This window comes from Christiangramia marina, assembly GCF_048285865.1.
Classification (GTDB): Bacteria; Bacteroidota; Bacteroidia; order Flavobacteriales; family Flavobacteriaceae; genus Christiangramia; species Christiangramia marina.
Window position 1 is genome coordinate 208,722 of the sequence record NZ_JBLVTK010000002.1, and the last position, 18,847, is coordinate 227,568.

The following is an 18,847-nucleotide window of genomic DNA, read 5'->3' on the forward strand; positions in this document are numbered from 1 at the left end:
TCACACCTCTCTACCTGGATTTCCAAATACTATTTTATTATCTTCAATATCCTTTACAATTACGGATCCAGCTCCAACAACAACATTAGCTCCAATCACTATTCCTTGCTTAATTACAGAATTAGCACCTATAAAGGTATTATTTCCAATCTTCACATTCCCAGCCAATACAGCGCCTGGAGCGATATGAACTCCATTTCCTATAAAACATTCATGTTCGATAATGCAACCAGTGTTTAGTATACATATATCTCCAATTTCCACTAAAGGGTTTACAGCAACATTTCTTGAAATAAAATTACCACTACCAAATTGAACTTCCCTTGATATCGATGCCGATGGATGAATTACATTTATTAAATCTAAACCCTTAGAAATTAGCCAATCTGCAGTATTTCTTCTTATAATATTATCTCCAATTCCTAAAATAAAACCATAGTTTTTATTCAAAGAATTAAAATCTAAATCCTCTTCGAATCCTAAGTATAATAAATTAAAGGGATTCTTAGTAATCTCTTTTTTATCGGTATAATATTTTACATTTAAATTTGATTGAAGTGCTGCTTCTGCAACAACAATTCCATGACCAGAATATCCAGCAAGTACAATTTCTCTATTTAACACTACTAGGTATATTTACAATTCTATCCACTAAGAATTTAGCATTTACTTGTTTATCTTTTAAACAATCTTGATACATTGGTAGTCTAAACATCAATTCCCAAATTGGTCGGGTCATAACTTTTGCCTCATTTGTTTCCTTTAAGAATAGATCCCTAGCCTTCCTGTCCTCGAGTTCAACACACATTAACCAATAATTGGCTATAGTGCCTGGTAATTCTACCCGAAACTTGACATCTTCTCCTATGAAAAACTCCTCATACTTCTTAGCCAACTCTCTTTTTTTTCCAAGAAACAAATTAAGATTCTCCAATTGTGCACATGCTAACGCTGCATTTAGGTTTGGCATTCTAAAATTATATCCCAATTCATCGTGTACATACTCATAAGCATGTGGCTGTTTAGCCGTTGTAGTTAAATATTTTGCTTTTAAACCCAAATTCTCATTGTTCGTAACTATTGCGCCTCCACCTCCACTGGTCACTATTTTGTTTCCGTTAAAGGAGAATACACCTACTTCCCCAAAACTTCCAGTTGGCTGCCCATTAAACTCGCTGCCAAGAGATTCAGCTGCATCTTCTACTACTGGAATATTCCATTCGTTACAAATTTTAGTAAGCTCGGAAATATGTACAGGAAAACCAAACGTGTGCATAGGTAAACATGCAGCTATTTTATTACCAGTTTGTTTATTGTAACATCCATTTTCCCGAAGTTCTCCATATTCTTCCAGGAAACTTTGAACTGCATTGGGAGATAAGCCCATTGTATCTAGATCGACATCTATAAATACTGGTTTGGCCCCCAAGTAAGAGATAGCATTTGCCGTAGCAACGAATGTAAGTGCTTGAGTTAAAACTTCGTCTCCACTTTTAACTCCAACCAAACGTAAGGCCACCTGTATGCCAGAAGTTCCATTAACAACTGCAACCGTCTTTTTGGTTTTTGTGATTCCCTGCATCATTTCTTCAAACCTATCTACATAAGCACCTACTGAAGAAACAAAAGTGGAATCTATCGCATCTAACAGGTATTTTTTCTCATTACCAATGAATCGCGGTTCGTGAAGGGGAATAAAATCCTGAGACTGGTATATTTCTCTTATGAAAGAAATTGTGTTTGTTGAATCTGACATTACATTTTTGAATCTAAATATTTCCCTGTTTCCTTATGACCAAAATCTGGAATCATTTTATGGAATAAGGCTACAATTTCTTCTTTCGACCAGTTTTTTGAATTTCTAAAATCCGCGATTTGGTCTTCAAAAAGCTGAAGTTTATTATTTTCTACATTCAGTTCATTTTTTATAACTCCTAAGTTTTGGAATTTATCTAAATCCAAAACTTCTGAATCTGTAAAAAACTCTTCAAAATCCTTTTCGCCAGTGGTATCGCTTCCAGTAAAATAACAAGGCCATTTCTTTTGATCTGGTAGTGTTTTCATTAACTCTCTTGCTTCGTCCTCGTCTTGACATAAATAAGGCTCAAAACCAAGTTGCTCCAAATATTTAACTGCGATATCAGCAAATGAAATTAGGTGCAGACTTTCACTTAATTTCGGAAAAAAAACATCTCTATTTTCACCAAATATACATGACATTAGACATAATTCTCCACTTTCCTGAGGAGTCACGAAATAGCGCTTCACATCATTAGGTGCTACAATAGGCTGCCGTTTTTGTATCCGTTGATTAAAACCGTGCAGTAAAGAACCATCAGAAAATGCGACATTAGCGAAACGGGCAGTAGATATTTCAATATCTTTACTTCTACGCATTAAGAACATTTCCATAATTCTTTTAGAAGCGCCCATCATATTTACTGGATTGGCGGCCTTATCTGTAGAAACGCAAAAGTACTTTTTACTTCCCTTTTCAATGGATTGGACTAAGGTTTTATCAGTATTAAAGACATTTACATCTATCATTCTCATCAATGTAAACGGATCTTTTTCGCTACGAACATGCTTTAATGCAGAAAGATTTAGAACATAATCGTATTTCCCATCTGCTTTTATAAAAGTTTCATATTCCAACGAGCCTATATCTAATGCAAAAGTTTTAAAATCTCCATCAATATACCCATAAGAACTGCGTATATCCCTAACCAATTCCACCATATTATTTTCACTAATATCAACAACATGTAGTTTCTTAGGGTTCCTCTTGAAAATCTCCTGGGTAACAGCTTGCCCTATGGAGCCAGCACCACCAAGAACAAGAAAAGAAGAACTTCCAACTTTATTTCTTAATTCATTTTCATAAAGATTTATATCTGTTCTAAATAATTCCTGGTTCCTACCAATTAATGATAAAATATTCATATCAAATATAATGTTTGATTAAAGAAAAATTGCCAAGAGATATTGCTCAATGTTTAAGTCTTAAGCCAAAATTAAATTGAAATACTAATTCATAAGAACTCAGCCTTAATGTCCTTAATGATAGTGCAGGGTCAACTTAAATTGATTTTATAAAAAAATTTGAGAATTAACAGCTTAAAATTGATATTTTACCTTTAAAGCAGGCAGCAAAGATAAAGTTTCTCCAATATTGCAGAAACTTTATTTCTTAAAGAATATACAAAAGACTAATTATAAATTTTCAATTATAAGGTGTAAGGTCATTTTCTTAGGACTTCATATTTCCGCCTAAACTCATCATCGGGTTCAAACCCATACCTATACCCTATTTGTGCAAGTACAGGATTTCGGTAATCATTCAAGATATATAAGAATCTAAAGTGTTTGTATAAAAAAACGTCAGAACCCGGCGGATATACGTTCCTGGTTTCTGCCGCTAACTCCAGCTGTTCACTATAAACATCTCTATATTTATATATTCGAACGAATAATAAACCTGCTATTACGATCAAAGTTATATTAGACATCACCAGAAATCGTTTATTAGGAAAGTTTAGATTCCGGGCCATTAAAAGAAATATATAGGGAAATGTCAGAAGAAAATAATGGGATACCGTCTGAATGTACAGGGGTAAGAAATTAACTAAAATTCCGATTATTAATATTATGTCAATTTTTTCCCGTAATGGCTTAATGCCAGAAAAGAATAAAGGCACCAATAATAATAGAAAAATTTTAGACCCAGCGAGAAACCTAAACCAGGTCGTCTCTAATTCAATCATTTCATCATCATATCCTGATCCTGTTAACTGTAAAATTAAATCTGTCAACTCTACTTGTTCTATGATGACAAAGTATACTAGAAATCCTAATAAAGGTAAAACTCCCCCTAATATGAATTTTCCTAAATAACTCTTATGATACCCATGGTAAGCGATAATCAACAGAAAAAAAGGCAGAAAATTGAAGATTCCGTATTGCTTTGAAAAAAATCCTAGAGCTAGAAACACACCGCACCAGAAGAATTTCTTCCCTATCAAAAGATAATACGCTATGAAAGTAAATAATATGACATAAACCTCTAGGTTTATATAGGTCCCGTCTGAACTTAAAATAGCAATAAACAATAGTAGACTTAAGAAAACAGATGATTTCTTTCCAACCTCTTCTTTCCTGCATATTTGGTAAAAGAATCCTACTCCCATAGCTATTACTATATACTGAAAAGCTAATAAAAGTTGATAGGAAGGATTATCAGTAAAATAATGAACGAAAGAATTAAGGTACATCATTACCGGCGTGTAACTGGTGAAAATATCTTTATAAGGTACATACCCCTGGGACACATCTCGCGCCATAGATAAATAATAGGGTGCATCTGTACTTATAAATGAATAAGCTATACTTAAGATAATCAAAAGGGCTAGCACAAGACCCCAGAAAAAATTAGAAAATTTCAGCAGTTTCATCTATGGTTTTACTTATTTGATCTATTATTTCTGGTTCTAATTCAAAAAATAACGGAAGTCTTAACAAACAATCTGTGTACCTTTCTAAATTTGAAAAATTCTGGTTTTCATCCTTTACTTTTGACCTGTAAAATGGACTTTCATGTAAACTGATATAATGAAATACTGCCAGAATACCTTTTGATTTTAGCCTCTGTATTATTTCATCTCTGTGCTGAATATTTGAAGTTACAACATAAAATATATGGGCATTATTGGTAGCATATTTAGGAATTACCGGAAGATTCAAAGTATGCTTTATATCTTCAGAATTTAAAACCTCATAGTATTTTTTCCAAAGCTGAAGTCGTTTTGATTGAATCCTATCGAGATTCTCTAATTGAGCCCATAAAAAAGCGGCTGTAACTTCTGAGGGCAAAAATGAACTTCCTATATCTACCCAGTTATACTTATCTACCTCACCTCTAAAAAAAGCCGATCTGTTTGTTCCCTTTTCCCAAATAATTTCAGCTCTTTTTTGGTAGTTATTATTATTCACTACCAACATACCTCCCTCTCCAGAAATTATATTTTTTGTCTCATGAAAAGAGAAGGTAGCCAGATCACCAATAGATCCTAATGCTCTTTTTACACCATCTTTTCCCGTATAAAAACTGTCTATAGCATGAGCAGCATCCTCAACAACTGCAAGATTGTACTTTCTTGACAACTCCATAATTTTATCCATATCACAGGCAATACCCGCATAATGAACAGGAACAATTACTTTAGTTTTTGAAGTTATTAGAGCTTCTATACTTTCTTCATCCATTCCAGGATGATCAGCCCGGCTATCCACGAATACAATTTTAGCTCCTCTCAGAACGAAAGCATTTGCAGTACTTACAAAAGTATAAGAAGGAATTATAACCTCATCTCCTGGCTGAATATTTAATAGAATGGCAGCCATTTCTAATGCATCGGTGCATGAGCTAGTTAAAAAGCATTTACCGAAATCATATCTCTCCTGAAAAAAATTCTGACATTTCTTTGTGAAGTCCCCATTTCCTGAAATTTTTCCAGACTTAACAGCTTCTTCGATGTATTTAATTTCATTTCCTGTTAAATAAGGTTTATTAAAAGGAATATTGACCATATTGTTCAGGATTTTATTAGATCTGATAGTTTCATTTTTTGCTGTTCCTTTATAACACGAATAAGATACTCTCCAATAAGTCCGAGAGCGAATAGATTTAAACCTCCAAAGAAGCTTATCAGTGTTACTGTAGAAGCATAGCCAGGAATTTCAATGTCTAGCATTAATTTTCGAATAACGATTGATATTATAAAGATCATAGAACCTATAAAACCCAGCAGTCCAACAAATGCCATAATCCTTAAAGGTATGGAAGAGTAATGTAAAATAGTATTCAATGCAAGAGTAACCAGTTGGGGTAAAGAATAATTACTTTTATCAAAGTCCCTTTGATGATGCTTTACCTGAATACTTTCTAGATTATTGGTAGCATTTAGCATTAAACTTGAGACAGAAGGCATCGCATTATAGTTTCCAACTATCAGTTTATTTAAATCTTTTGTCAATATCCTAAAAGATGACAGCATGAGACCTTTAGGTTTTTTTAAAAAGATTGTATCTACTTTTTTCAGAATAAAACTTGCAAAATTTCGCCAAAGACTATGCTTTTTTTGAAGATAATTAGGAACTGCAAAAACCCCATCAAGACTTTTCTTCTCCTGTATTGTTTGAATTAGAAGTGGTATATCACTTGGAGAGTGTTGAAGATCATCATCCATTGTTATCACAAAATCTCCTGTTGCCTGGGACATCCCTGCCAGAGTGGCAAGCTGTTGACCTTGATTCTTATGCAAAGTTAAGACTCTTACGAAACTATAGCTATTTCTGACTTTTTCCAGAGCGGTAACAGTAGTATCTTCAAGCGGGCTGTCGTTGACAAAAATCACCTCCAAAGAATAATTATATTCCTTAGCCATATACTCTAACTTAGAAATCAGTATTTCTAAACTTTGGGTGCTTTTAAATACAGGTATTATTATCGAGTAAAGGTGCTCCAAATTATTTTATTTGAAATTTCAATATAAAGAATTTATAGCATCAGATATTGATCTCCCTAACAATTTTGCAGGGACTCCCATAGGCAATAACGTTTGAGGGTATATTTTTAGTTACAATACTGCCCGCACCAATAATAGAATTCTCCCCAATATGGATCCCATCTATAATAACTGCCCCAGCCCCCACGGTAGTTCCTGCTCCAATCTTAACTTTCCCAGCTATTGTAGAACCAGGATTAATATCAACAAACTTGCCAATTAAACAGTGATGTCCAATGTTTACACCTCTCTTAACTGATACTCCAAAACCAAATTTAGTTTGAGCAGAAACACTTATATTCTGCTCTAAAACACAACCTAAACTCATGTCTACACTTAATGCAATATTGCATGATTTATCAATGATATTGATATAAGCCTCTTCACCTATATCAAATTCTTTCTTAAAGTAAGCGAAAACGTTAAGTTTATTACTACCTCCAGAAACTCCAAAGACACATGATTTTTCTTTGTCTACGAGTTTTTCTTTTTCGTGAATAATTAAATCGAGAGGTTTGGTAAATACAACCGGATTTGAGGAGCAGGATAAATTCTTAAATACTTCTATTTTTTCTGAAATGCTGTTTCCCCGTATGATATCATGGAGAACGGCTACGTAATATGGAGCAAAACCAAGTATCTGGATATTTTTATACACTTACTTTTCGATTATAAAAACCTAGTTCCCCAAATTCTTTAGAAGAAAAGAATACTCTTTGGTTATCTTCTATAAAATTATGGGTTCGTTTTATTAATTCTAAATTAGTGACGTATTTTGTTTTAGTATAATCCTTCCAAATATTATCCTCAAGTCCAATTCTAACATTATAACCCATGGCTATTGCTGAAGAATTTACCTTCAACTGATCTGAACCTAAACCTGCTAAGGCTATGTAATGATCGTCTGGAATTTCACTTACCGCTGCACCAATTTGAGAATAAGTTCCCTGAAATCCAGCGATATTTCCAAATAAAAGATTCCAATAATAAGGCCCTTCCACAATATTTTTTTTGATCAAGTATTTTCCATAATTAATCATTCCTAGATCAAAACATTCCAGTTCCGGCACTACTCCATAATCTTTCATCTTTTCAGCCAGTTTCAATATAATATCTGGAGAATTCATAGATGCCTGACGCATAAAATTGAGACTTGAAAGAGTAAGAGAACACATATCGGGCTGCAATTCAATAACAGCAGAGCGCTTTTCAAATTCCGGGAATTTTCTTCCTGAAGAACTGCCACAGATTATTAGATCTGGACAATGTTTACGTACACCTTCAAAAATTTACTGATATATTTCTGGTTTCCAAGTTGGCTCACCGCTCTCCTCACGTGCATGCAGATGCGCAATTGTAATACCTATTTCGTATGCCTCATGGGTTTGCTCAATTATCTCATTAGGTGATATTGGGATATGGGGCGTCATTTTTTTTGTCGGGACCATTCCTGTTGGACAAAAATTGACTACTACTTTCTTCTCATTCAAAATAATATCGGATTTAATAAACTAAAATAAGACATCTTGAGGCTCTTTCCAAAGGTTATTAAACTTCCCTTAAGATCCTATGGCGTAAAATTCAAATCCAATTTGCTCTTTTTCTGCGCGGTTCAATAGTCGTCTACCATCGAATAAAAATGCAGGCTTAAGCATGTCATCATATACCTTACTCCAGTCTAATTCTATAAATTCATCCCATTCTGTTAATACAGCTACAGCATGTGCTTTTTCCGCAACCTCATGCGAATTATCCACGATTGTAACGCTTGCTCTATTCTCAGCCTCTGGCCTGGTATTCAAGTAGTCTAAATCCGCATAAATCTGCTCAGGTTTTACCTTAGGATCATAAACCACTACCTCCGCCTGCTCATTAAGTAAATAGTCAACTACATATATTGCGGCAGACTCTCTGGTATCGTTGGTGTCTTTCTTAAAGGCCCATCCCAGTATTCCAATTTTTTTCCCTGACACTGTATTGAACAAAGTCTTCACAATGTTAGCTGCGAATCGTCTTTTCTGGTGGTCATTCATTATAATTACCTGTTCCCAGTAATCTGCTACTTCATTGAGTCCGTAAGATTTTGCTATATAAACCAGATTAAGAATATCTTTCTGAAAGCATGACCCCCCAAAACCTACAGAGGATTGAAGAAACTTAGATCCGATTCTGCGGTCCATTCCAACTGCCTTGGCAACTTCGTTCACATCAGCGCCAGTTTTTTCACATAATTCGGAAAGTGAATTGATACTTGAAACTCGTTGAGCCAAGAAAGCATTAGCTGTTAGTTTTGATAATTCAGATGACCATACATTTGTAGTGAGAATTCTATCTCGATCAATCCAGTGTGCATACACGTCTACTAAGGCTTCAACGGCTTCAGCACCTTCAGCAGTATCTATATCTCCTCCAATTAGCACTCTATCAGGATCCATCAAGTCATCTACGGCTGTTCCTTCAGCCAAGAATTCGGGATTTGATAAGATTTGATATTTTACACCATTTCCAGTATTATCTAAAATATTTCTAAGTGCTTCGGCTGTTCGAACTGGAAGAGTAGATTTTTCAACTACAATTTTATCGGTTGTTGCGACTCGCGCAATCTGCCTGGCACATAACTCTATAAATTTAAGATCAGCGGCCATACCTTTTCCTATACCATATGTTTTGGTAGGCGTGTTGACGGAAATAAAGATCATATCGGCTTGATCTATCGCAGCATCAACGTCAGTCGAGAAAAAAAGATTACGACCTCTGGCCTCGCCAACGATGTTGGAAAGTCCCGGTTCATAGATTGGAATATTGTTAACATCATCATCATTCCATGCAGCAATCCTGCTTTCATTAATATCTACAACAGTGACGTTTATTTCCGGACATTTTTGTGCTATGACTGCCATAGTTGGTCCTCCAACATATCCAGCCCCTATACAACAAATATTCTTAATCTTCATTTATAATTTTTTATCACATTTATTACCCAGAACTCCTTTGACATCGTATACTACAGAAGTAGGAAGTTTTAAATCTTCCAGGTCTAGTTCCAGAAATTCTTTATGGGCAACTGTTAGAAGAATAGCATTAAATTTTTCCTTAGGCAACCTTTTAACTGTTTCCAAACCATACTCATGTTTCACTTCTGAAGGATTAGCTAGTGGATCATATATAGTTATCTCCACTCCGTATTCTTTCAAACTCTTAATAACATCCACAACTTTAGTGTTTCTAACATCAGGACAATTCTCCTTGAAAGTTATTCCTAATACTAAAATTTTAGAAGCTTTAACTTTGATATCATTTTGAAGCATCAACTTTACTAGTTCCGAGGCTACATATTGCCCCATACTATCATTCATTCTTCTACCCGCGAGAATGATTTCCGGATGATATCCAATTTCCTGAGCTTTCTGCGCTAAGTAATATGGGTCTACGCCTATACAATGACCACCAACTAATCCAGGTTTAAATGGTAGAAAATTCCATTTTGTACCTGCTGCTTCCAAAACATCCTGGGTATCAATACCCATCATGTTAAATATTTTAGCTAATTCGTTTACGAATGCAATATTTATATCTCTTTGGGAATTTTCTATGACTTTTGCCGCTTCAGCCACCTTAATTGTTGGAGCAAGATGTGTCCCGGCAGTAATAACTTCAGCGTACAGATTGTTTACCCGTTCTCCAATCTCAGGTGTGGAACCAGCCGTTACTTTAAGAATTTTTTCTACAGTATGTTCCTTATCTCCAGGGTTGATTCTTTCCGGGGAATAACCTACGAAAAAGTCTTCATTGAACTTTAGCCCTGAATGTTTTTCGAGTACAGGAACACACTCATCCTCTGTAACTCCAGGGTATACAGTCGATTCATAGACAACCACATCTCCTTTTGATAAAACTTTAGCAACAGTTTCACTACTCTTATACAAAGGAGTAAGATCTGGCCTATTATTTTTGTCAACAGGAGTTGGAACAGTAATGATATAATAATTGCAATCCTCTATATCTTTTAGATTTGCTGAACAGAACAATCCATTTGTATCAGAATTTTCATTCTTCAGGGAAGCTTTTAAAACTTCATCTTCAACTTCAAGGGTAGAATCAGTACCCGACATCAATTCTTTTACTCTGGCTGAATTGATGTCAAAACCAACTACAGGAAATTTAGTTGAAAAGAGTCTCGCAAGTGGTAATCCAACATAACCTAAACCTATAACTGCTATTTTTTTAGTGTCTTTCATCTGTCTATAAATTATCCCAATACCAATGAGTAGCCTCTTTTAGACCATCTTCTATTCCATGTGTGGGATTATAGTTAAGTAATTTTTTAGCCTTCTCTACCGATGCTAATGAATGCGGAATATCTCCAGGTCTATTAGGACCATATTCTATTTCTACTTCAGCAATATCCGAATCGTATTCAGCTAGATTTTGCTTTAGGAGCTGAGTCAATTCCTTTAAGTTTGTACGGTCACCTACTGCTGTGTTATATACCTCGTTAAGAGCATTTTCATTCTCTGTAACCAAACAAAGAAGGTTCATCTGCACAACATTGTCTATATAAGTGAAGTCTCTGGAATAAGTTCCGTCGCCGTTGATCACAGGACTCTCTTTTTTCATTAACTGCATCACAAACTTTGGGATAACAGCTGCATATGCTCCATTAGGATCCTGACGTCTTCCGAAGACATTGAAATAACGAAGTCCTATCGTATCTAGACCGTAAGACTTATTAAAAATATCAGCATAAAGTTCGTTGACGTATTTAGTAATAGCATAAGGAGAAAGAGGTTTACCAATTACGTCCTCAACCTTTGGAAGGTTTTCCGAATCACCATAAGTAGATGAACTTGCAGCATAAACAAATCGTTTAATTCCATTATCACGAGATGCAACAAGCATATTCAAGAAACCAGAAACATTAACATCATTACTGGTAATTGGATCATTTATAGACCTTGGCACTGAACCCAAAGCGGCCTCATGAAGAACAAAATCCTGATTTTTAGTAGCCTGAAGACAGGTTTCCAGGTTTCGAATATCCCCTTCAATGAATTTAAACTTATTATTTTTTAAAAATGGATCAATATTATGTTTATGACCGGTAGCTAAGTTGTCAAGGCAGGTTACTTCAGCGCCAAATTCTAAGAGCTTTTCGCAAAGATTAGATCCTATAAATCCTGCTCCTCCCGTTACCAATACTTTTGATGATTTCAATAAATCCTTCTGAGATTCAGTTATCAAATTATGAGTTTTTAATTATCAATTTGCAAAGATAGAATTTCAATGTTAAGTATTGTTAAAGGAAATTTAAATAAATTAGTTTCTAAAATTTACTCGATTCCAAATGAACCATAGTAGTAGCTATTATTTTCTCTTCAAATTTACCAGCTGAAATGTCGCCAGAAATTCTCTGATTGAGGACTTCGACCGCTTTTACTCCCAATTCCGATGGATGTTGTTCGATATAGCTAAGTGATGGCGTAAGATACTCTGCGATGTCTTTATTGATATAACCAATGATCTTTAAATCTTCCGGTATTTTAATATTTTGCTCATAAGCCACTCTTGTTGTGATGATCGCGCTTTCAAAATCTGTACAGAGTAAAGCCTCTACTTTCTCCGTAATTAAGAGCTTTTCAATTTTAGATTTTAAAGTTCCCTCACTACTGCTTCGTGCTGTGAATACAGGCAATTCGTCCATTGCTTTCTGATAACCAGATATCCTCAGTTTTCCAATACCTACATGGTGAATAGCTGAAGCAATACCAATTCGTTCCAAACCTTTTGCTCTAAAGAATCTCGTAGCATCGTAGAAACTCTTTTCATCATCCACGCCCACTTTATCTGCAGGTAGATTTAGATTAATTCGGTCGTAAACAACAACAGGAATATCATAATCTAAGAGGGCAAACAGGTGTTCATACTCTGCCTTTTTCTGAGTTTCTTCTGAAACTGCAATTAAAACTCCGTCGACCATTCCGGAAGTCAGAAGATCACAAATTTGCTTTTCGCGATCGAGTGATTCATTGGATATATAGGTGATTATCTGCTGATCATGTTGCTGCGCCTGAGCTTCAATTCCAGATAGAACCCTAGCAAAAAAGCTGTTCGAAATATTTGGAATCACAACACCAATCGTTCCTGTCTTGCTTTTTTTCAAATTAACCGCTACCGGATTTGGCCGGTAGTTGTGAAGCTTTGCTAACTCCTTCACCCTTTCGGCTGTTTTAGGACTAATTTCCGGACTATCATGAAGTGCTTTCGAAACCGTAGAAACACTCACGTTAAGTAACTTCGAAAGCTCTTTTAAGGTTATTTTACTCTTCATAATAAACTGTTGAAATAAATTAATTCAATAATTGCTGCGGAAATACCTGTCTTCATTTACCAATTTGCAAAGAAAAGAATAAATTATGATTTTGAAGTTATCGGCCCAATTCATTGCATTTCTACCAATCACCTCGATTCTTAACAATGTTTAAGAATTAGAAGTATTTCGTTCTCATAACTAAATCACATGCATCTCGAGAATATTGATGATGATGCCGAAAACCCTTGTAAACACTCAGTTAAACTTATCCTAAACACGACCAACCCCTTGTGCACAATCTGCGATCATCGTAATTTACAACTACTAAAAATAAACAACCATGAAAGATTACGGAACATTATCCCAAGCTATAAACAAATTAAAACTGGAAGAAGGATACAAACATGATTTTAACCTGCTTGATGAAAAGATCGAATTGAAGTCGGAAAACGCAACATTTGGTGTTGAAGAATTTGAGGTTGATAAAGTCCTGCGCTTCGAAGGAATGAGCAATCCTGACGATAATTCAATTTTATATGCCATTACCACCACCGATGGTAAGAAAGGTGTCCTTACCGACGGATATGGTATTTCCAGCGGACAAATATCCAAGGAAATGATGAAAAAACTGGATCTGAAGGATCATAGACCAATAGATTAATGGTTAAAGTTCTACTAAACCAATAATTATAATTTCAATTTTGGTGTAATCATTATATTTTTGAATTGAATTTTGAAAAACTATAAATAAAAACTATGAACTATTTAGGATTAGATAAAGAGAAGACTGCAAAAACAGTTACTGAGTTGAATATACTGTTAGCCGACTATCATCTATATTATCAGAAATTAAGAAATTTTCACTGGAATGTAATTGGAAAAAACTTTTTTGATCTGCATGAAAAATTTGAAGAGCTCTATGATGAAGCGAAACTGAAAGTGGATGAAATAGCTGAGCGTATTCTTACTTTAAGATATCAGCCTACGAGCAATATGAGTGAGTATTTAAAAGACTCAAATTTAAAGGAATCTCCTAGTGATATTTCTGACAGCAAAATGATCGAAATCTTATTGGAGGATCACGGACTTTTGCTTAAACAAATGAGAAAAGTGGTGGAAATTGCTGATAAATCTGGAGATGAAGGTACAATTGATCTAATCGGTGCTTATATTAGAGAGTTAGAAAAAACCAGCTGGATGCTGGATGCATGGAAAATGAAAACTTCAGATCAGCATAAACCGGTAAAAAAATAATCAAATTAAAATATGCAGGAATTTAATCTTCAGGATTCAATAAAAGGTATATGGGATAAATTAGAGGGATGGTTAGATACCATAATTCTTGGTCTTCCGAACTTCCTTCTCGCAGTAGTAGTTTTTATCATTTTTGTTTTTATCGCGAAATATGTCGGTAAAATATTTGATAAGATCTTTTCCAAAAGTATTAAACAGGATTCCATACGCCAGATGGCCACGAAAGTGATCAAAGCAATTGTAATCCTGATTGGTTTCTTTATTGCATTAGGACTTCTAAACCTAGATACTGTACTAACTTCAGTTCTAGGAGCGGCAGGAGTTGTTGGGTTAGCTATCGGTCTTGCTTTGCAAGGAACTTTGAACAACACTTTTTCAGGTTTAATTCTTAGTTTCCTGCCAGAATTGCAAATTGGTGATTGGGTTGAAACCAATGGGTTTGCAGGTTCGGTTATGGAGATTAATCTGAGAAATATCGTAATTAAGCAATCCGATAATAATTATGTGATCATTCCTAATGGAAAAATAATTGAAGAACCTTTCAAGAACTTCACGCGGACTGCTCGTTCAAGAGTATTTGTGAATTGTGGAGTTGGATATTCTTCAGACCTAGAAATGGTAAGAGATCTTACTATAAAAACTATTGAAGAAATTTTTCCGCAGAGAGGAAATGAAGAGGTAGAACTGATGTTTCAGGAATTTGGAGATAGCTCTATTAATTACGTCTTGAGATTCTGGACAGATGTAACGAAGAATAGAGATATTCTCATCGCCCAGAATACTGCGATTATAGCTATTAAGAAGGCTTATGACGCTAAAGGTATCAATATTCCATTCCCAATTAGAACAATTGATTTTACTAATAAACTGTCAATCAATAAAGAATAAGAATTACAAATATTAAAAACAAACAAACCGGCTAAACAGCCGGTTTGTTTGTTTTTAATTCGAACTCTAGAACTTTAATCCCAAGCTAAACTGTAACCTCGGACCTTCACTTCCAGAGAATATGCTCGCCTTAGCCTGAATAGCATCCGCACTGTTTAACCAGAGTCCACCACCATAACTATCATGCCACTGGTTACTAGACTCATCATCCAACCACACTCGACCTAGATCGTAACCTCCGTAGATCCCGAGCTGGAAAGGCAGAAAGCTAGTAGATACGGTATCAAAGGAATACCTAAGATCTGCACCTGTACCAAAAGAACTTTTTCCTGAATACCTCTCAAATCGATAACCTCTTAGTCCGCTATTCGCACCTAATTGAGCCGATTGATAAAACTCAAACTCATTCCCAATATTTATATGTGCTTCTGCTCTGGTCTTCAATACAAGTTTTCTATTCCGGGTCAGGGCATTATAAAAGCCCATATATGGTTTAAAATAACCAAATTGACGATCAATATCTGCTGTATTCAGTTTTGCGCCCAGGTTCAACTCAAAAAGCATCCCTCTGGTAGGAACCAGGACATCGTCATAACTTTCATATCGATACATAGCATCGAGACCTGCAAAATATTTTCTCTGAAAAATATCTTCTTCTGAATTGGTGAATACTTCAGATAAATAAAGATTATCGTTTTCGGTTACTTCTATAGACTCAAAAGTTGCTGTGAATCCGAAAAAGCTACCAAAAGGAGTTTTATTGACTAATGCAGCTTTTGCTGAAATTTCATTGATCCCTACCCTATTATAATCCATTCCTAATTCATCTTCCGGGTTAACGGTCTCATTTCCGAAGCCGAAAAAGTTATCTGAATAATCCGGACTTTGAAAATTAGCTCCTAATTGCAAGTTGTATTTTCCAACGATATTTGCAAATTCCGCCTCATAACCTAATTCAAAACCATTTGTTGCAGAATGATATTCCGCAGAAACAGTATGCTGAGAGGTAAAAGGGTTTCGCTTAAATTTATTGATAGCCTTCACATATTCCAACTGAAAATTGAAAGCGTCATCTGGATTATAGCTAAAATCAGGTAAGATAGATCCAGACGCAAAGGTTTTTTTATCCTTATCATACGTATTGATCTCGTAATTATCTGTTAGTCGAAGTTTAGCGTTGTCTAATTCATTGATAGTATTGGGAAGTGATTGATGATCATAAAGCTTTAATTTCGAACCATTCGTAATGGTGTATTCATCATTGTTCTGACCTCCAATCAAACGTACAAATATTGCAGCTTCTCCCTCTCCATCCACAAAAATCTTGTCATCATCATCGAGCCCATAAACCCAGATCTCATTGGTCTCGTCTTTCTTATAGACTTTATCGCTTAAAATTTCAGTTCTTTCTCCCTCCTTATTACGAGTAATGGTTACCCTCGTATTTCCATCTATCAATCTTTCAATATCTATGAAATCATCTTTATCTGTTCCGGTTACGATCGCGAGATCTGCTAATTTTTCATAATATCTATTGGCTATATCAACTAAATTATCTCTCCTACCCTGTACATTTCTAATAAGTTCCTGAGTAGCCTCACCAGTGGTTTCCGCGGGTAAATTGGAAAATGCCTTCTGAATTGCTTCATCGGTTACATTTTGCTTTATGTACTCTGCCTGCTCTATCCAGGTATTTTTGCCGGTATTTTGAAGTAGTGATCTATCTAACCCCATTGCTGCGATATTGAACCATTCAACATCTTTGATATCATCTCCATAAACAGCGAATTGATTGGCAAATCCTGTTATCGCTCTGAGTGTTCCAAAGAACGCTCCATCAAAATTGCTAAACACTTGGTCTCGATCCCTGGGAATAGCTTTAAAAATGTGTTTGTCACCTTCTTCAATTTCGGCCCATCTCCATTGATCCTGATGCCTGTCCCAATCTCCAATAAGCATATCGAATAAACGCGAGCGAACATATATAGACTCATCCAGCAAGTATTTTTCATCTCTTCGCAGTCTTTCCAGCATGTCTGATGTACTTACAATATCATGATCTGGTTTCCCAAAAGACTCGTAGCCTTTCCAACCTTCTTCAGGTCTTTCAACGATCATATAGATATCATCACCATGCACAGAATTGTATTTTCCTAGTGCTTCCTGCTTAGGCAGATAAAATATTTCAGGATTAGTATGATAAACTCCTGCAGCTTCGCTAAGCTCTGGAATTGCCATAAATCCGAATGGATGTGCGGCGGTATAGAAGTCTGTAAGCAAGTTTTCTGCTACCGTATTCTCTAATTTGTTTTCTACAGGCTGATTTTTAAAGGCTACACTCTGAAGAAATCTTAGTGCATCTTTTCGAACTCTTCTAATATTATATTCTCGTCCCTGTCTGTCTTTCACTCTAAGTGATACGGTTTGATGTCCGCCGCCTTCACGAACTACTTCTAATCCACCATAAAGTGTATCCAGATCTGCAGTTCTCAAGGTGATCTCTGTACCATAAAGTTCCCGATAGCGTTCACCCCAAACGGTTTCATGAACGGGACTTTTTTCAGTATCCTCTTCATTGTAAATTGAGGTCGTATAAGTTTCAGGGAATTTATCTGGATAATCCTGAAGTTCGAATGGTACAGGAGTCTCCAAAACTTCAGTTTGATAAAGCAACTTAGGTTTGTTATCCTGGTTTCCGTAGAAACTTACCCAGGAAGAACCGTCTTTAAAAACATCGAGTACCGCAAATCCCTGTCCTGGATACGCAAACAATCCATCATTGCTCAAAGTTGCATAGGAAGCTTTTGATCCGGAACCTGAAACGATTTGCTTTACACTATCATGCTCAATGTATTGTAGGGAATGTTCGTGTCCCGAAGCAAAAATCACTCGCGAAGAACCTTGTGCAATGGTACTCAAACGGGTTGCCAGAGATTTATATCGATTGTTCTGAGCATCCTGAATAGACACACCTCCAGTTGTTCTAATTAGTGTTGCTAATGACCCTAAAATTGGAAGAGGGATTTTCTTTTGAGAAGGATAAATATGCCTGTCGAAAGTATATTGTCCACCATGCACGCCATTCGTATAGATTGGGTGGTGAAGTGCAATTACAATGGTTTTGTTCTGATTCTTTTTGATCTCAGATTCTACTTCCAGGAACATTGCTTCCCGCGTTTTGATCTGCTCACAATTATCATTGATCTTGGGATTGTCGTTCCAATCTTCTAAATACCATTGAGAATCTATGACAATCATCTGGATATTATCAGAAACTTCAATAGACTCCATTCCGCAGCCTATTTCAGGACTCCACACAAGAATATCTTCAAATTTCTCTTTCAAATAATCTTTCTGTCTATCAAGTCCTTCCAGCTTCTCATTGTACCAATCGTGATTTCCAGGTATAAAAACCACTTTCCCCTCGTAATTTTCGATCGCATCCAGCTGTGCGTCTAATCGATATTCAGCCTCTTCTCTTCCCGAAGAACCTTCAGCAGGCATCCCATCAGGATAGATATTATCACCTAAGAAAATAGAAATATTTTCCGTTTTCTTTACTGAATCAAGGTAAGATTTAAAGGCTAATAGACCTAGTGAAGAACCGCCCGGAGGTGAATAACCACCATCCCCTAGCAAGTAAAATGATTTCTCAATCTCTTTATTAGAGGGATATCCAAAATCTGAAGTTGATTCTCCATCCCTGTATTTAGGCTCAAGACTGGCACAGGAAATGACCAGTAACGTTGTAAATATACCGGCGAAAAGTTTAACTTTTTTCATAGAAAACTGTGGTCATTATTTTTTGTAATTTGGTCCTTGAAATCAAAAA

At 35.7% G+C, this 18,847-nt stretch carries 15 protein-coding genes and 1 pseudogene; 3 read left to right on the forward strand and 13 right to left on the reverse strand.

Annotation, left to right across the window (positions count from 1 at the left end; all coding sequences use genetic code 11):
• From ACNKXS_RS07430 to ACNKXS_RS07485, 12 genes and pseudogenes are all read right to left on the reverse strand, one after another.
• Entirely contained in the window at nt 1–624 is a 624-nt protein-coding gene (locus ACNKXS_RS07430) for an acetyltransferase (RefSeq protein ID WP_417920327.1), read from the reverse strand.
• On the reverse strand, nt 614–1,756 hold the full coding sequence (locus ACNKXS_RS07435; RefSeq protein WP_417920328.1) for a LegC family aminotransferase: 1,143 nt from the start codon (nt 1,754–1,756) through the stop codon (nt 614–616). The genes ACNKXS_RS07430 and ACNKXS_RS07435 overlap by 11 nt, the downstream gene beginning before the upstream one ends.
• The gene (locus ACNKXS_RS07440; RefSeq protein WP_417920329.1) at nt 1,756–2,943 is read right to left on the reverse strand and encodes a UDP-N-acetylglucosamine 4,6-dehydratase; all 1,188 of its coding nucleotides are present in this window, start codon (nt 2,941–2,943) and stop codon (nt 1,756–1,758) included. The genes ACNKXS_RS07435 and ACNKXS_RS07440 overlap by 1 nt, the downstream gene beginning before the upstream one ends.
• 299 nt (nt 2,944–3,242) lie before the next feature.
• Entirely contained in the window at nt 3,243–4,451 is a 1,209-nt protein-coding gene (locus ACNKXS_RS07445; protein ID WP_417920330.1) for a hypothetical protein, read from the reverse strand.
• The gene (gene rffA, locus ACNKXS_RS07450) at nt 4,429–5,586 is read right to left on the reverse strand and encodes a dTDP-4-amino-4,6-dideoxygalactose transaminase (protein WP_417920331.1); all 1,158 of its coding nucleotides are present in this window, start codon (nt 5,584–5,586) and stop codon (nt 4,429–4,431) included. Before rffA ends, ACNKXS_RS07445 begins: the two co-directional genes overlap by 23 nt.
• Before the next feature lie 5 nt (nt 5,587–5,591).
• On the reverse strand, nt 5,592–6,524 hold the full coding sequence (locus ACNKXS_RS07455) for a glycosyltransferase (RefSeq protein WP_417920332.1): 933 nt from the start codon (nt 6,522–6,524) through the stop codon (nt 5,592–5,594).
• Nucleotides 6,525–6,564: 40 nt separating this feature from the next.
• Nucleotides 6,565–7,221 carry a DapH/DapD/GlmU-related protein gene (locus ACNKXS_RS07460; RefSeq protein ID WP_417920333.1) on the reverse strand — a complete coding sequence of 219 codons (657 nt, stop codon included), beginning with the start codon at nt 7,219–7,221 and terminating at the stop codon, nt 6,565–6,567.
• Nucleotides 7,214–8,053: pseudogene (locus tag ACNKXS_RS07465) on the reverse strand (beta-keto acid cleavage family enzyme). The gene ACNKXS_RS07460 and the pseudogene ACNKXS_RS07465 overlap by 8 nt, the downstream one beginning before the upstream one ends.
• A gap of 69 nt (nt 8,054–8,122) precedes the next feature.
• Nucleotides 8,123–9,517, reverse strand: a complete 1,395-nt coding sequence (locus tag ACNKXS_RS07470; RefSeq protein ID WP_417920334.1) for a nucleotide sugar dehydrogenase — start codon at nt 9,515–9,517, stop codon at nt 8,123–8,125.
• A complete protein-coding gene (locus ACNKXS_RS07475; RefSeq protein WP_417920335.1) occupies nt 9,518–10,801 on the reverse strand; it encodes a nucleotide sugar dehydrogenase in 1,284 nt (427 codons plus the stop codon). It abuts the gene before it with no gap.
• Between the two features lie 4 nt (nt 10,802–10,805).
• Nucleotides 10,806–11,777: an SDR family oxidoreductase gene (locus ACNKXS_RS07480; protein ID WP_417920336.1), complete on the reverse strand. Its 972-nt coding sequence runs from the start codon at nt 11,775–11,777 to the stop codon at nt 10,806–10,808.
• Nucleotides 11,778–11,886: 109 nt separating this feature from the next.
• Complete coding sequence (locus ACNKXS_RS07485) at nt 11,887–12,891, reverse strand: LacI family DNA-binding transcriptional regulator (protein ID WP_417920337.1); 1,005 nt, start codon at nt 12,889–12,891, stop codon at nt 11,887–11,889.
• A gap of 322 nt (nt 12,892–13,213) precedes the next feature.
• On the opposite strand from ACNKXS_RS07485, the gene ACNKXS_RS07490 reads away from it, so the two are divergent.
• From ACNKXS_RS07490 to ACNKXS_RS07500, 3 genes are all read left to right on the forward strand, one after another.
• Nucleotides 13,214–13,534, forward strand: coding sequence for a phosphoribosylpyrophosphate synthetase (locus ACNKXS_RS07490; RefSeq protein WP_295182696.1), 321 nt, complete (start codon nt 13,214–13,216; stop codon nt 13,532–13,534).
• A gap of 95 nt (nt 13,535–13,629) precedes the next feature.
• Nucleotides 13,630–14,127: a Dps family protein gene (locus ACNKXS_RS07495; RefSeq protein WP_322302424.1), complete on the forward strand. Its 498-nt coding sequence runs from the start codon at nt 13,630–13,632 to the stop codon at nt 14,125–14,127.
• Nucleotides 14,128–14,139: 12 nt separating this feature from the next.
• Nucleotides 14,140–15,015: a mechanosensitive ion channel family protein gene (locus ACNKXS_RS07500; protein WP_417920338.1), complete on the forward strand. Its 876-nt coding sequence runs from the start codon at nt 14,140–14,142 to the stop codon at nt 15,013–15,015.
• 66 nt (nt 15,016–15,081) lie between these two features.
• On the opposite strand, the gene ACNKXS_RS07505 is transcribed toward ACNKXS_RS07500, so the two are convergent.
• On the reverse strand, nt 15,082–18,798 hold the full coding sequence (locus ACNKXS_RS07505) for a metallophosphoesterase (RefSeq protein WP_417920339.1): 3,717 nt from the start codon (nt 18,796–18,798) through the stop codon (nt 15,082–15,084).
• Nucleotides 18,799–18,847: the final 49 nt, after the last annotated feature.